The sequence below is a fragment of the Noviherbaspirillum agri genome, assembly GCF_054780595.1.
On the sequence record NZ_BAAGWA010000009.1, the window covers coordinates 150,218 to 162,557 of the forward strand.

The following is a 12,340-nucleotide window of genomic DNA, read 5'->3' on the forward strand; positions in this document are numbered from 1 at the left end:
TCAGAATCAGAAGCGGCGCTTGACCTCCAGCCACAGCCGGTCCTTGTCACGGAACTGCCCGAAGAGACCTTCCCGTGGTCCGCCAAACAGATCGATACCTGCGGAATAGGCCCAGTTGTCGTCAGGCTTCCAGGTGCTTTTCAGTTGCAGCCAGTTGCCGTCGCGACTGTCAGGGAAGGTCGTATAGGCAATGCGTGAGTCCAGCCGCCCGGACAAAGAGCTTCCCGTCGCGGAGAAGGTGACAACCTGCGCATGCTTGCGAACTGCGTAGGCGCGGTTCCAGTCCTCGATGTAGCGGTCACTGGTCTGCACCGCGAGCAGCCAGTCGCGCCAGTTGTAGTCGAGACCGACCAGGCCGGTCAGTGTCGCGCTTTCGGCCAGGCCGTCCGCGCTTCCGGAACTGACCATGTAGGCATAGTTCGGCACGTAGGCGAGTTCGGCGCGAATCACCATGCCGTGTCCGATCGCGCGCGCGGCGGAAAGCCCGGTCATGAACTGTCGCCTGTATTCCGCCTGCAGGGCAGGAACCGGATTGCCCGCGGCATCCGCGAGCATGATCGTGCGGTAGACCGGATTGTCGTCCCAGGTATGAAACGCAAACAGGCTCAGGTCCAGTGCCTCGAAGCTGCGGGACAGGTGCATGCCGACTTCGCCGTTGCTGAAGCGATTTGAGGGACGTTTTTCAGGGAGGAGCAGCACGGATTGCAGCGTTTGCGGGTCGAGCAGAGGGATGTCGTATTCACTCCCCGGCTTTGCAAACGATGTCGGCTTGAAGCGCGGCAGGTACAGCATCTCGAGGCTCCAGTCGCCGAGCATGCGCACGCCGCGCAGCATCATCACCGGCTTGCGGTAGTCGTTCAGGTCCGGGAGCACGAATTCCCGCAAGTCCACCGGGTTGACCTGATCGACCACACGCAGGTTGTCCGCCTTGCCCCACACCACCTGCTGCAAGCCCAACGAGACATTCCATCCGCCGACGTACGACGTGGCATACAGTTCCCGCCAGTCGCCGCTGAAGCGGTAGGCGTCGCGTGCAACCTCACTGTAGGCGTCGCTCCGGTAGGCGTCGTTCCAGCGCAAGCGGCCTTCGGCGCGAATGCCGAAGTGTTGTTCGTCGTGCGTGAGCTTGCCCTGCAGCTTCATGCCGCGCTCGGTCGTACGCGGATCGGTGGAATGCAGGTGGCCTGCATAGCCGGCGGAGATGTCGGCATTCAGCTCCAGTGCGGCTGCCGGCGCCGCAAGGGATAGAAGGATGCAGAGGAGGTTTACACGCCGCATGTGAAGCCTCCATCGATGGTATAGCTCTGTGCGGTGATTCCTGCGGCATCGTCGGATGCGAGGAAGCCGATCAGGGACGCCACCTCCTTCGCCGCGAGGAAGCGCCGCAGCGGAATCTGCTTGCGCGCATTGCGCAGCAATTGCTCGGCAGGCAATCCGAGGCTGTCCGCCTGCAGCGCCACTTCGTGGCGCAACATCGGCGTGTCGATCCATGCGGGGAGAACGGCATTGACCGTAATCCGGCGCGGGGCGAGATCCAGCGCGAGGCTCTTGGTAAAGCCGAGCAGCGCATGCTTGGATGTGCAATAGGCAGTATTGCGGCGCTTGCCGGCGCGTCCGAGAACGGAGGACACATTGACAATGCGTCCCCCATCCGGCATGGCTGCAAGCGCCTCCAGCGTGACGTGATAGGTGCCGTTCAGGTTGACGTTCAGGACGCGATGCCAGATATCTTCCTGCTCCGGCTCGTTCTCGTCGGCAATGCCCGCGCTGTTGACCAGCAAATCGATGCGGCCAAGCTCCGCGAGTGCCGGCTGCAGCGCAGAGTGCACACCGGCGCGGTTGGAGATATCAGCGGCGCAACAGAAAACGCGCGGTGGATCCTCTCCACGGCGCAGCTCCTCGGCAAGGCTTTCGATGGCCTGTGCGGACAGGTCGAGCAGGACCAGTCCGCCGATCTTGTTCTCATGCAGCCATCGTGCAGTTGCGGCACCGATGCCATTTCCCGCGCCGGAGACCAGTGCATTTTTATGACGCAATTCCATTGCCGCCCTATGCCATTTTCAATCCGCCGTCGAGATGCAATATCTCGCCGGTCAGGTAACGGTTGGTCGGACTGGCAAGGAACAGCACTGCTTCCGCGACTTCGCGTGGTTCCGCATAGCGTTTGAGCAGCAGGCGCGACATGATTTCATCCTCGCCATGCCTGCGGATCTGCTCCGACATGTCGGTAACGATCACGCCGGGCGCGACCGCGTTGACCAGTACGTTGCGCGGCGCGAGCTCGACTGCCATCGCCTTGGTGAACGCTTCGACGCCGCCCTTGGCCGCAGCGTAGTTGGACTGTCCCCGCCCTGGCTTGCTTGCCGCCGAAGACGAAATGTTGACAATGCGGCCGGATCGCTGCCGCATCATCGCCCGGGTAACCGCCTGCGTCGGATAGATCACGCCGAGGAGATTGGTCCGGATCACGGCTTCAATGTCATCGGGCTCCATGCTTGCGAGCAGGTTGTCTCTGGTGATGCCGGCATTGTTGACGAGGATGTCGATACGCCCGAAGCTTTCCAGCACGCCGGCAACCATGGCGTCGGCCTGCGCCGGATCGGAGACATCGGCGCGGATTAACAGCGCCCGCCGGCCCCACTGCTCGACGGCAGCAGCTGTCTCGCGTGCGGCTGCTTCGTCGCCACGATAGTTGATTGCAACGTCTGCGCCCTGCTCTGCAAAGATGCGCGCAATCTCGCGCCCGATGCCGCGGCTGGCACCGGTGACGAGCGCTACCTGGTTTTCTAGTGTCATGGTCGTCATGGATGGCCTCACAAGGAATTTCCGGTTTTCGATTCAGCCAGGCTGAAACCGTGCGCACGTGCCAGCGCGGCGATCTCGCTCACCTGTTGCTTGGAGATCGGGCCATAGGAGTAGTGGCGATTGAAACCGGACAGGCCGAGAATCACTGTCTCTGCCATGCAGGCAAACAGCTGGCCGGACTTCAGGAAGGCGCGCGCGCCGGGATGCAGGCTCTCGCCGTTTGGCGTGGCGACGATGCCACCCTGCTGATAAACGAGATCCGGGCGGTTCGCAGGCACGTCGGGTGCGACATTGTTCGGGACGGCAATATCACAGATGATCGCCCCTTCACGGAAGTCTTCCGCCGTCAGGAACGGCTCGGGACTGTTCGCTGCGCACAGCACGATATGCCCTTCGCGGATCAGGGCACGGTCCGTGGATACCTGCAGGTACGGGTCGGCGCCGTAACGCTCGCGCAAGTGTTGAGCAATCTGGCGGCCGCAATCGCGCCTGGGCGCGCTACCGCGCTCCAGCCATTCCTGCACCAGGCTTTCATCGAGCAGACGGCGGGCAAGTACGCCAAGCCGCTCGCGCGGCAGGAAACAGATATCCTGCCAGGCATCGTCATAAATCGCATGTGCGGTCTTGTGCAGGCGATTCAGCGATCCTTCGCGCTCGCTTCCCAGCAAGATGATGCGCGTCGTCCGTTCGCTCAGCAGCGATGCGTAAGTCGACGCGATGTTCCCGGCAGCTCCGACCACGGCGACCGTCATCTGTTCCATGTTGAGCCTCGCATCCGTCACCGCCTTGTCGATCGCCTGGAGTGCCATGGCGACCGTCAGCGCGTTGCCGGAGGTGAGCGCCATGTCGGGCACCCGCAGGGACGTGCAGTTGTTGGTGACGATGGAGGTGTACATGCCAAGGCCGGCGATCTCGCAGCCATCTTCCAGCGCGGCATTCACCCTGTCCTCGACCTCGTCACGGATCTTGTCCAGGTTGCCCTCGGCAAGATACGTCCCCATTTGCTCCGAAGACACGCAAAGCGGGTACAGGATGAAGTCCACCGCGCTGCCAAGCGGAGAATGGATGCGCACCGGCGCATAAGGTGCGGCCTTCTTGTTCGGCGACATTTTCAGGACAAACTGGCGCAATTCCTCGGAACTGAGTTCCTTCAGTGACGGATCGACCTGGCACAGGAAGTCCGGCGTAATCAGGTGATTGATGAATGCCACCTTGCGCACCGGCCGCGTCCCGCGGAACTGGCTGGATGCCTGCGGCTGCGGCGGGAACGCATCACGGAAGTCGAGAACCTCGCTGCGCGGCTTGCGGCGCGACGAATCGGTCAGCGGGAATACAAGATGCAGCGCATCCTGCTTGCGGACGATCTCGCACAGGCGGCCGAACGCCTGCTCCACGTGCGCGATGTCGGCGTCGGTGAGGTACATCGACGGTTCAATGCGCAGCACATTCGGCGCGCTGCCAGGCGGGGCGATGCGAATCCGTTCCTCGCGCAACAGATAGCCGGACATCATGTAACCGAACGAGTCACTGTACGACGTACCGCGGATGATGGTGGAGCTTGCGTCCTTCTGGCTATGGAACTCGACGCCGATGAACAGGCCTTTTCCGCGCACCTCCTTGATGACGTCCGGATAGGCCTGCCTGACCCTGTCCAGCGCAGCGAACAGCTTCGCACTGCTTTCCTGCACCAGGCGGTAGGCGCGGCCATTGTCTTCCTCCATCATGTCCAGCACCTGCAATGCGACGCCGGCGGAGAAATCGTCTTCGGCAAAGGTCGAACTGTGGATCAGGCCGAATTCCTTGCGCAAGCGACCCTTCCTGATCAGCGTCGCGGAAATCTTGGCTATGCCGCCACCGAGGGACTTCGACAATGTGTAGTAATCCCCCTTCAGCGGGATCTGTGTACTGGCAAGGAAAGTGCCGGTACGGCCCATGCCGCTCTGGATTTCATCGAGGATGAGCGGGCAGCCAAGTTCGTTGCAGGTTTTGCGGATCAGTTGCGCGAAGGTCGGTTTGAGCATATGCACGCCGCCCTCGCCCTGGATCGGCTCGACCAGGAAAGCCGCGAAGATCGGGAGTTCGCGCTCCACGATGCGCACTACGCCGTCCTGCACGTCGAGGTCATACAGGTACAAGCGCTCTTCGTCGACCACACGCTGCAGCTGATCGGGGTCGGAAGGTGACACGAATCGCGTCTTAAGTCCGAAGTACTGGAAGGGGCGGCGGAAGTTCTTGTTATAGGTGAGCTGAACGCTCCCGATCAGCTTGCCGTGGAAGGATTTTTCCAGCACAAGGAAAACCGGTCTTTTCACCAGCTGGTCGGAATTGTGGTTGATGAGGCCGACGATCAGGTCGTCGAAGTTGCGCACATCGAAAACCTTCTCCCGGAGCGGGCCATGGCTGTAGATGTTTTCCGGAATCGCTGCCTCACCCTGCCGGATCGCCCGGCGCACGCGTTCGATATTGAGGGTGATCTCTTCGAGCAGCTCTTCCAGCTTCAGCACCCGTTCCAGCTCGGCATGCTTGATCGCCGCCTCGATCGCCTCTGCCCCGCTGTTGGCGAACGTCACATTGAAATCGTCGGTGCCGCCGAGTTCGCGACGGAAAATCTGATTGAGCCGGTGCGCAAGTTCACCGGCACGCTCACGCAGCGAGAATTGCGCATGCACCGGGACCTGGTGGTCGATCAGCTGCTGCGCGGCGGCATTGATGCGCGGATGGTTGTGCCCGAAGATCAGCGCCCCGTAGCCGCCGAGCAGGTCGAGCACGGGCACTTCGTCGCCCTTGCGGTCGCGATAGTACAAGGTGTTGCCCGCGGCGCGGGTGTAGGCAACATCCAGTCCGAGCGCGGTAAATATCTCGGAAAGATGGCTTTTGACGTGTTGTTGGTAGTAAGACATGGAAACCTTGTATCAATCAGGCTAGCGAATGTGAAAAAAGCACGGCGGAATGGCTGCCCGCAAATCCTGCGTCGAGCGCGAGCACATGCCGCGAGGGAGTTTGTCGCGGTACGTCGCGGACCAGGTCCAGGCGCGGCTCCAGCGACTGTTCAAGATGCGCGACGTGGGGCACCACACCTGTTTGCAGGATGCCGAGTGCGGCCAGCCATTGCGTCGGACAGGCCGGCACCGTCCCGGTGATCGCCGTGGCGCAGGTCACCGGCAGCATCGCGATGCTGTCCTGCAAGGCCACCAGCCTGGCCGCCTCGCGGTGGTCGTGCTGATAACTGCCCTTGCCAGAAGCGACGATGACATCGATGTCGTCGAGGCCGACGCCTGCGGCAGCGAGCGCCGGGCGCACGCAGCGCTGGTAGGCGTCGACACCAGCCGGCCTGGCAGGCGCATCGATGGCATTGCCGATGCCCCGGACCTGTGCCAAGGGCAAGGCATGGCGCCGCCGTGCATGGCTGGCCGTTTCAAGTACCAGCGCGATGGCCCCCTCGCCGGGAATCGTGCCGTCCCGTCGCAGGTCGAACGGTCGAAGAGAGGCGGCACCGTCGTTGCATGCGCTCAGGTATTCCAGCCTGTACAGCTCCGCCAGCGTGAGCGCTTCGTTATAGCTCCCCGCGAAGAGCAGCAGCGCCATGTCGGAATACCCCTGCTGCAGGCTGAACACTGCGCTGCGCAACGCAGCGGGAATGGCGCTGTCGTCCTGCACAAAGGCGGCAGCATCACCGCGCATTTCGAAGCTCAGGCTGGCAATCGCGAGGACATTGTTTGCAAGGCACTTGATCGCCATGAACGGATCGACGCCACGCAGGTGCATGCACTCGTTGGTCAGCGTCACGAGGTCAAGGGATCGCTTCTCCTGTGCACCAGCAATGCCGCGGGCGAACGACGGCGTCGACGGGAAAGTGAAATCGCCTTGCGCCGTAAACAGTCCCCTGCGGTCTTCCGGAACCTGTTGCAGGTCCAACCCCGCCTGCGCAAGCGCCTCCCGCGCTGCCTTGACTGCCCACTGCGCGGTCGGCGCACTGTAGCGACGCAACTTGAACGGCACCGCCTCGCTGGCCATTGCGCGCTGCTCCTGCGAAATCGCACCAAAGCAAGGGATGAGGCTGCTGTCGATGTGCGCGTCGCGGTATGGCGTGATGGCGCTGTCCGCCGTCAGCAGCCGCTGCCAGAACTCCTCGGTGGTGTTACATCCCGGCAGCACGCATCCGGCGCCGGTAATGACGACGGCGTTGTCGGACGTCGGGCTCATTGCCGTTGCTCCTGCTGGCTGCCGGCATAGCGGCGCAATGCAAGTGATGCATTCAACCCGCCGAAACCGAACGAGTTGGACAACGCCGCATTCAGACGCACTTCCCGCGCGCGATGCGGAACATAGTCGAGATCGCACTCGGGATCGGGATCATCGAGGTTGAGTGTCGGCGGCACGACGCCATGTTTCAGCGCAAGCGCAGTGGCGATGAATTCCGGTGCTCCCGCGGCGGCAATCAGGTGGCCGATCTGCGATTTGTTCGCGTTGACGACCAGCTTGCGATAGTGTTCGTCGTCCGCGAATACGTTCCTGATCGCCTTGGTCTCCGCCGTGTCGTTCAGATGGGTAGAGGTTCCGTGGGCATTGATATAACCGACCTCTCTGGGAAGCATGTCGGCATCCCGCAATGCCTTTTGCATGGCGAGCGCGGCGCCGACACCTTCCGGATGGGGCGCGGTGATGCGGTAGGCATCCAGCGAGCTGCCGAAGCCGCAGATCTCCGCGTAGATGCGGGCGCCACGCCGGCGCGCATGTTCCTCGCTCTCCAGCACAATGATGCCCGCTCCTTCGGCCGCGACAAAGCCGCTGCGCTCGATGTCGAACGGGCGGCACAATCTGTCGCCATGCTTTTCCGATGTCGACGGTGCGCCGAGGAGGTTGAGGCCAACCATGGTCGGCAGGTTGAGCACCGAGTCCGCGCCACCGGCCACCATGCAGTCGACTTCGCCGTTGCGGATCATGCGGAAGCCACTGCCGATCGCATGCGCGGCGCCGGCGCAGGCGGTACTGAAGTTCATTACCGGCCCGAGAACGCCGTGGCGACGGGCGATCAGAGCCGCGAGATGATCATTGCCGTTGCGTAGTGAAGGATCGCGCTCACCTCGCCGCGCATACAGACGATCCCATCGCGGGCCGTCCTCGCCAAGGGCAAGCATCATGTCGGCGGCACTCCGCTCCGGCACACCGGATCCCACGGCGACGCCGATGCGGCTGCCTTGCGCGGCGAGACCTGCATCGCGCAATGCACGATGCGCGGCAAGCAGGCCGAAACGGCTGCGGCGCTCCATCGGCTGACGCAATTCGGGCATATCCGCTATCTCTTGCGCGAATGCGGCATCATCGACCGGTGCCGCATACTGCACCGGAAAGCCGACCGCACTGTCCACCTGCCAGCGGCGTATCGCGGATTCGCCCGCGACCAGCGCGTTCCAGAATGTTTCCCAGTCAAAGCCCAGCCCGCAGACAATGCCGAGCCCGGTGACGACCACGCGTTGTGTCATGTGCGCTCCGTTGAAAGAATGACCGCCACGTATTGCCCTTCCGGGCCGACAGCGGTGATGAGTGCATGGTTGATGCATGCGTCCTGTTCCGAATGGGGGCTTCCGGACTGTCCACGCAAGAGCCGCTTGTTTTCACGCATGCCATGCTGCGCGAGGAGAAGGTTGAGGATGGGTTGCGCAGGGCCGAGCGCGCCAGTGGCGTCCTGGCAGCCACCCAGCGGGAGCGACGCTCCGCCATACAAGGACTGGAGGACACCATGGTCGCCGCCGTCGCAGGTCAGGATCCAGCCGAGGTCACCAGCGGAGATGCCGGCCATGTCGAATGCGCGCTGCAATACGCCGCGCTGCCCTTGCCCGCCGGTTGAAAACCCGCGCGCATAGCCGGACAGGCGGATGCGGCGCTTTCCCCTTCCGCTGCCGTCAAGCAGGATGAATGCCGCACCTTCACCCGGAATGCGTTCCTCGTCTGCAGTCCAGCCAAAATGGTCGTACTGCAGCACAAGCATCGGATTGATCTTCGGGCTAACGCCGCCGGCGAGTGCGACATCATTCTCGCCGCTGGTGATTGACAGCGCTGCCTCGATCACGGCCTGCAGGCCGGCATCGGCGAACGGCGAATAGGCGCCCATTGCGCCGGTCATGCCGAACGTGCCAGCGATGTGCGCGCATGCGCTGCTGTTGAGCTGTGACAGGCCGGTGAAGGGCGGCGTCTCGCGCAGGAAGACCTCGGACAGGCTGGCCTCCTGCCCGCCTTCGTGCAGCGCTTCGAGTGAAGACCATGTCGGCACCGGTTCATCAACGGTCGGCGTGCCGAGATAGAGGCCGATGCGGCTCTTCTCGTACACGCCAAACAGCGCAGAATCCCGCAGCGCCAGGCCGGCACCGCGCAGTGCGAGCTTTGCCTGCTTTTCCATCGTCCGCAACAGCTTGCGGTCGACGTCGAGTTCGGCGGCGGACGGCTCTTCCATGGTGAACACTCGTGGCCATGGCCAGCCTGCGAACGCGGGACAAGGCAGGTCGGAAAGGACCCGCGTACCCGACGCGAGGTGGCGCCAGATGGCCTCGATCCGTTCTCCGGCGGCGCAGCAGGCCCCGCCGTCTTCTATATAGACAGTACGTTTCATTCGATGGGAAAAATTGGTCAGGTCTTGCTAATCACCAGCGCGCAGTTTTCGCCGCCGAATCCGAAAGAATTCGACAGGATGTGGTTGATGCCTTCCGGCCGGGCCTCGCGAACGATGTCCAGCCCGTCCGTGCCGGCATCCGGCTCCTCGAAGTTCAAGGTGGGAAGAAGCATCTGCTCACGAAGCGACATGACCGACAGCACCGCCTCGATGGCACCGCTTGCGGCCAGGGAGTGGCCAAGTGCGGATTTATTCGACGTCACTGGAATGGTTGATGTGCGGTCCGCGAACACGCGACGGATCGCCGCACTTTCGCAGGCGTCGTTGTTCGGTGTCGATGTGCCATGCGCGTTGATGTGGTCGATCGCGTCCGCAGCGAGCCCGGCATCGGCAATTGCCGCATGGATGCAGCGCGCGTATTGCGAGCCGTCCGGCGGGCTCGCGGTGATGCGCCATGCCTCGGCCTGTTTGGAAAACCCGCTGATGCGCGCCAGGATCGCGGCGCCGCGGCGCTTTGCATGTTCGAGCGATTCGAGCACCAGGAAAGCGCTTCCTTCGCCCATCACGAAGCCGCTGCGATTCTTATCGAACGGCCGGCTGACGGTTTCCGGCTGATCGGTGGCGACCGACGAGAGTGCGCCGAGCGCAGAGAACGCGATCAACGGCACGTAATTGCACATCGCTTCCGTGCCGCCAACCAATGCAAGGTCGAGCTCGCCATGCATGATGTGACGATATCCGGTGCCGACTGCAATTCCGCCGGCGGCACAGGCATCGCCCGGCGTCATCACGAAGTCATCGAAACCGTAGCACTCCGCCAGCGCCAGTGCCGCGACATCCTGGCGCTTGTGGAAATGCGCTGAGGCGTCGTGACTTTCCTTGCGCAGGAAGCCGTCCAGGTCAATGCGGTCGGTGTCCGGCTCGTAGTGCCGGCCCAGCGAAAGCAGGTCCTCGCCGGTGAGCGTGAATTTGTTCGATGCGACGAACAATCCCTTGCGCTCGACGGCACCGAGGTCGATGCCGCTCTCCGCAACGGCCTGCTCCGCCGCGCAGACGGCAAGCCGCGCCTGCGGGCCGAGCGGATAGGCGAACCGTCCGGCCTGGGCGGCCTCAAGCTGGCGCCACACTTCTTCGTCAATATACGCACATGCCGGACCGGGCAGCCCGTACGCAGCGTATTGAGGATGATTGCGAACCGAGGATTGCTTGTTCTTCAGGCGGGCGAACAGTTCTTGCGGCGAGTTCGCCTGACTGCAGATGACGCCAACGCCGGTGACGACGACTTCGTTGCGCATCGCGGGTCAGGCTGCCTTCAGGGATTTTTCTTGGAGATATTGCGAGATGCTCAGCACCTGTGCCTCGTCGCCATGTACCGGGCGCAATCCGGCGCTGCAGCCGCCGCACACCACCTTGCCGGCAGCAGACAGCTTTGCCTCCTGGTGGCCGCACTCCGGGCAGGCGGACGGAAGGTAATCGAACAGGGCGTGGCACAGGTTGGCGACGTTCTTCACCGTGGTCACGTTGAAGATGTCGTGGACGGTCATGCCGGTCTGGAGCTGCGTGTACTGCGACAGGCTGTTCTTCAGCAGTTCGACGCCTTCCGCCGTCAGGCCGGTCTTGGCGTTATAGAACAGATCTTGCCGACCAGAAATTTTCTCGGCGTGGTCGAGTGCCCCCTTTTTGGCCAATGCGATGTTCAGGCGCTTTTCCAGCGTCGCATTGAGATCGACGAAATCGAGCGAATCGGCGCCAAGGTCATCGGCGATGGCGCTGTCTTCGGAGATTTCTTCTGGAGTGAGGCCGAGCACAGTAGCAAGAACATCGGTAACGGTGGTTACCATTTCGGCGGGAGTAAACGGGTTATTCATGGGGTTCCTGAAGTGATTGAAAGAAATACCTGCGGTTTGATTCCTGCCGGAAGCCGCTGCAACTGCCACGAAAGTTATCAAAATTGCATTAACGGAGCGCGATTATATTGACTAAATTGCATTAATTCAATCAAGAAATGTTTCTTAACTAACAATAACCACACTTTGAAAGTCGGTTTCAGGTCGGCCGAAAAAACCTCGCTCCGTGATGGCCGGAGCGCTTGAATCTCCCGCCGCCAAGCAATGCCCTTCCCGCTCTGTAGTCCTTCTGCGGGGAGGGCGATGGCGGGCTTGTATAATCGGCAGCGCGCCGCCGGCGTGGCCCAGCATGGCCCAGAGTGGCCGATAAGGCGCTGCAGAAACAGAAGATCAGAAAAAGACACACAAGAAGAATCAACAACCAGAAAGAAGGGAGCTCTCATGTTCGTTCGTCTCGCCCTGAGCAGCGCGCTCGCGGCAGCCTTGGCTGCACAAGTGCACGCTCAACCAATCTCGGAAGGATTTCTCTGCTGCAACATGCGCACCGATGGCAGCTGGATCAGCGATATCAACTACGCCGAAGCCGGCAAGCGCATGATCCCCGTCGGTACACCCGTGAAAGGAGCGGATTACGGACGCTTTCGCGTCTATGTCGAGCTTGAGGGGGACACGCAGGCAATCGGCAACGATTACAGCCGCGACCTGAGCATGGATGCTTTCGCGCAGCGGTATATCGTGGCGACGGATCCCAAGGCAAAAATCGCGGGCTATCCGGAAAAAGTGCGTGAGGCGATCAAGACGGCACGCGTCCGTCCGGGCATGACGCGCGAACAGGTGATCATGTCCGTCGGTTATCCGGTCAGCAGCGAAAACCCGAACCTCGATGCGAAGGTATGGCGTTTCTGGTTAAGCAGCTTCGCCGAATTCCAGGTGATGTTTGACGATGCGGGACGCGTGAAGGAGATCGCCACCTTCGATCCGCACACCCGAAGCGTCGTGGTGATGGAGTAGCTCTTCAGCCCGCATGGCGCAACTCGCATTCACAAGCCGCAGCCGCCATGCGGGCAAGATCCGAGATTTC

At 62.1% G+C, this 12,340-nt stretch carries 10 protein-coding genes; 1 reads left to right on the plus strand and 9 read right to left on the minus strand.

All coding sequences use genetic code 11. The features are described from left to right. Positions 1 to 6: 6 nt before the first annotated feature. From ACYVIA_RS16030 to ACYVIA_RS16070, 9 genes are read right to left on the minus strand one after another with little or no spacing between them, the layout of a single operon-like run. Positions 7 to 1,278: a DUF1302 family protein gene (locus ACYVIA_RS16030; RefSeq protein WP_460842502.1), complete on the minus strand. Its 1,272-nt coding sequence runs from the start codon at positions 1,276 to 1,278 to the stop codon at positions 7 to 9. Then, positions 1,266 to 2,036, minus strand: coding sequence for an SDR family NAD(P)-dependent oxidoreductase (locus ACYVIA_RS16035; protein ID WP_460842504.1), 771 nt, complete (start codon positions 2,034 to 2,036; stop codon positions 1,266 to 1,268). Before ACYVIA_RS16035 ends, ACYVIA_RS16030 begins: the two co-directional genes overlap by 13 nt. 13 nt (positions 2,037 to 2,049) lie before the next feature. Beyond that, complete coding sequence (locus ACYVIA_RS16040) at positions 2,050 to 2,805, minus strand: 3-oxoacyl-ACP reductase family protein (RefSeq protein ID WP_460842506.1); 756 nt, start codon at positions 2,803 to 2,805, stop codon at positions 2,050 to 2,052. An 8-nt stretch (positions 2,806 to 2,813) separates the two neighbouring features. Beyond that, positions 2,814 to 5,705 carry an aminotransferase class III-fold pyridoxal phosphate-dependent enzyme gene (locus ACYVIA_RS16045; protein ID WP_460842508.1) on the minus strand — a complete coding sequence of 964 codons (2,892 nt, stop codon included), beginning with the start codon at positions 5,703 to 5,705 and terminating at the stop codon, positions 2,814 to 2,816. A 16-nt stretch (positions 5,706 to 5,721) separates the two neighbouring features. Continuing rightward, positions 5,722 to 7,008, minus strand: coding sequence for a beta-ketoacyl synthase N-terminal-like domain-containing protein (locus tag ACYVIA_RS16050; protein ID WP_460842510.1), 1,287 nt, complete (start codon positions 7,006 to 7,008; stop codon positions 5,722 to 5,724). Further along, complete coding sequence (locus tag ACYVIA_RS16055; protein WP_460842511.1) at positions 7,005 to 8,288, minus strand: beta-ketoacyl-[acyl-carrier-protein] synthase family protein; 1,284 nt, start codon at positions 8,286 to 8,288, stop codon at positions 7,005 to 7,007. The genes ACYVIA_RS16050 and ACYVIA_RS16055 overlap by 4 nt, the downstream gene beginning before the upstream one ends. Further along, complete coding sequence (locus ACYVIA_RS16060; RefSeq protein WP_460842513.1) at positions 8,285 to 9,412, minus strand: beta-ketoacyl synthase N-terminal-like domain-containing protein; 1,128 nt, start codon at positions 9,410 to 9,412, stop codon at positions 8,285 to 8,287. The genes ACYVIA_RS16055 and ACYVIA_RS16060 overlap by 4 nt, the downstream gene beginning before the upstream one ends. A gap of 17 nt (positions 9,413 to 9,429) precedes the next feature. Next, complete coding sequence (locus ACYVIA_RS16065) at positions 9,430 to 10,707, minus strand: beta-ketoacyl-[acyl-carrier-protein] synthase family protein (RefSeq protein WP_460842515.1); 1,278 nt, start codon at positions 10,705 to 10,707, stop codon at positions 9,430 to 9,432. 6 nt (positions 10,708 to 10,713) lie between these two features. Beyond that, complete coding sequence (locus tag ACYVIA_RS16070; RefSeq protein ID WP_460842516.1) at positions 10,714 to 11,280, minus strand: acyl carrier protein; 567 nt, start codon at positions 11,278 to 11,280, stop codon at positions 10,714 to 10,716. A 420-nt stretch (positions 11,281 to 11,700) separates the two neighbouring features. Between ACYVIA_RS16070 and ACYVIA_RS16075 the strand changes: the two genes are divergently transcribed. Next, positions 11,701 to 12,270, plus strand: coding sequence for a hypothetical protein (locus ACYVIA_RS16075; protein WP_460842518.1), 570 nt, complete (start codon positions 11,701 to 11,703; stop codon positions 12,268 to 12,270). The last annotated feature ends 70 nt before the right edge of the window (positions 12,271 to 12,340 follow it).

Coding starts and splice junctions, on each gene's coding strand:
- ACYVIA_RS16030 (WP_460842502.1), bottom strand. CDS start 1,278: ATGCGGCGTGTAAACCTCCTCTGCATCCTTCTATCCCTTGCGGCGCCG.
- ACYVIA_RS16040 (WP_460842506.1), bottom strand. CDS start 2,805: ATGACGACCATGACACTAGAAAACCAGGTAGCGCTCGTCACCGGTGCC.
- ACYVIA_RS16045 (WP_460842508.1), bottom strand. CDS start 5,705: ATGTCTTACTACCAACAACACGTCAAAAGCCATCTTTCCGAGATATTT.
- ACYVIA_RS16050 (WP_460842510.1), bottom strand. CDS start 7,008: ATGAGCCCGACGTCCGACAACGCCGTCGTCATTACCGGCGCCGGATGC.
- ACYVIA_RS16055 (WP_460842511.1), bottom strand. CDS start 8,288: ATGACACAACGCGTGGTCGTCACCGGGCTCGGCATTGTCTGCGGGCTG.
- ACYVIA_RS16060 (WP_460842513.1), bottom strand. CDS start 9,412: ATGAAACGTACTGTCTATATAGAAGACGGCGGGGCCTGCTGCGCCGCC.
- ACYVIA_RS16065 (WP_460842515.1), bottom strand. CDS start 10,707: ATGCGCAACGAAGTCGTCGTCACCGGCGTTGGCGTCATCTGCAGTCAG.
- ACYVIA_RS16070 (WP_460842516.1), bottom strand. CDS start 11,280: ATGAATAACCCGTTTACTCCCGCCGAAATGGTAACCACCGTTACCGAT.
- ACYVIA_RS16075 (WP_460842518.1), top strand. CDS start 11,701: ATGTTCGTTCGTCTCGCCCTGAGCAGCGCGCTCGCGGCAGCCTTGGCT.